The organism is Nitrospira sp. BLG_2 (genome assembly GCF_049222245.1).
Map to the genome: position 1 here is coordinate 1 of NZ_JBLYIG010000243.1, position 1,962 is coordinate 1,962.

At 57.5% G+C, this 1,962-nt stretch carries 2 protein-coding genes and 1 pseudogene; all 3 read right to left on the minus strand.

The window, feature by feature from the left end; genetic code table 11:
• Window positions 1-1,459 (minus strand): putative inorganic carbon transporter subunit DabA (locus ACOSYY_RS06745; protein WP_421661502.1); only part of this gene is annotated, 1,459 nt, incomplete at its 3' end.
• On the minus strand, window positions 1,447-1,737 hold the full coding sequence (locus ACOSYY_RS06750) for a hypothetical protein (protein ID WP_421661503.1): 291 nt from the start codon (window positions 1,735-1,737) through the stop codon (window positions 1,447-1,449). The genes ACOSYY_RS06745 and ACOSYY_RS06750, both read right to left, overlap by 13 nt.
• A gap of 83 nt (window positions 1,738-1,820) precedes the next feature.
• A pseudogene (locus ACOSYY_RS06755) lies at window positions 1,821-1,962 on the minus strand (enoyl-CoA hydratase-related protein); the annotation flags it as partial.

Sequence of the window (1,962 nt, forward strand, 5' to 3'; positions counted from 1 at the left end):
AGTAGACCGACTGTGAGGGAGGGCACGACTTCGCAGAGGGAGCGACGTTCCGGATCCACACATGTAGGAGTCCTAAGAGATGCGCCTGGGAGCCGACCGCCAGGGCCTTGAGCCACACCGGTCCATGAGCCGATTCAGGAAAGGCCTCCATCCAGTCGACGACTTGCTTGAGATCCGCTGGGGTGCTTTCAGCGAGTACGGGTGCATCGATGTTCAACGAATGGGCCAGGGCGAGAAGCCGCCGCACGGCTCCACGACGAACGGCCGCTTGCAGCCGAGGAATGACTTCGGCTCGGTATCGTGAGAGGATATTGTTCCAGCTTTGCCCCTTGCGATGCGAGAGGCGGTCGACTTCCTCGGCATACAGAGCGGGTAACCGTCCGGCCACCCGCTGCCGCCGAAGATAATATTCTTCGGGATAGTCCCGCATGTAGGCCATCACGGCTTCATATCGCCCGTCGATGTTGAGATGGTTCTTGCAAGCCTGTTGGACCAGTTCACGCGCGTACCAGAGACGAATCGCCAGAAATTTCACCAGACCGACTGGATAAGCTTGCTGCCAGGGGTAGCCTTGTTCTTCTCCGCGCCATTTGATGAAGCCGGCCCAGCCTGGCAGCGCGGTCAATTGTAGCGATAGGTAATCTTGTAGTAGTTCAGACGGAATTCCCAGTGCATCCAGGCTTTCAAGCAGTGCGTCTTCGGGATGATCCGGCAGCTGGGCGATTTTTCTGCGACTGTCTTTGATTCCACAGGGAGACCATTCGTGTGAGGCCATGGCCTTCCAGGCTTCATACAGACCTTTTTCCCGCCCCGGCATGGTCCATGTGGCATGACCTTCGTCCAGGAAAGCCCCGCACCACTTGATCATCTGTTCGTTGATTTGCTGGACGATTTGCGTGCCGAGGGTGTCGTCGCACCAGTGGGAGAGCGTGAGCCATCGACAGAGGGCGGCTTGGTTCTCATCCACGACTTTTCGGATTCGATCGTCTAATGAAAAGGGAAGAAGGACATGCTCCAGCTTATGGGCGAGCGCGTCGATCAACGGCCTGTCGGGATCTTCCAGTTGATCGTCAAGCGGTTCCATGGCCGGAGCGCAAAGTCCATCAGCCAGACAAGCGCGTAAGACCGAATCGTGGGTGACGACACGCGATCCGATGGTCCCCTGCTTATCGACGACAAACGGTTTCAGAGCGTTGTCAAGATGATGCGGCTGTATGCGGCCGGTCTTCAGATACTCGCGATACAAATGACTGGGAAGATAGCCGTTGCCGCCCAGAAACTGCTTGCCCCGTTTGACGGCTTCTTCGAACGGTAAATATTCAATGCTGTGCAATGGATTGTGGTGGACGAAGGTCCGCATCGGCCAATATTGCGCAATGACTTCTCCCGCAAGACGGACGACCCCGCGCAATTCCATTCGCCTGGATTCAATGTCGGGAACATGCTTTAGCGGTTCCATGCGAGAGATCGCTCCATGGCGGCGGTTTTATTCGGAGCTTGATCCGGTTCATACAAACTGGTCGGGGCCAAGCCGATCGCCAGCAAGGCCAACACCACGATCAGCAGCGAAGTAAATTCGGGATGTCGGAGATCGGCATAGCGTAAATCCGGCCGGCGGGGGCCGAAGAGTAACTGTTGCACCATCTGCATGATGTACCACGAGGCGGCAAGCCAGGCCGTAAGCGCGATGAACAGGCCGATCGTTGAAGAGGGTGGTATGGTCAACAGCAACCCCATGAACCCCGCGAACACTCCGAACGGTGGGATTCCCATCGCCGCAAGACCCAACAGGGAAAACAGGACGGCATATTTCGGCATCGCCGCCGGCACAAGAACCAAATCTCGCGTGCCTTCTTCTGTCCGACGATACGCGCCAGGTAGGAGCTGCCAAAGCCCGCGTCGAAGCTGCCGACGCGCGGGCCGGTCTGGCCGAATTTCGCGTTGTCGGCTGCAATGGTTAGG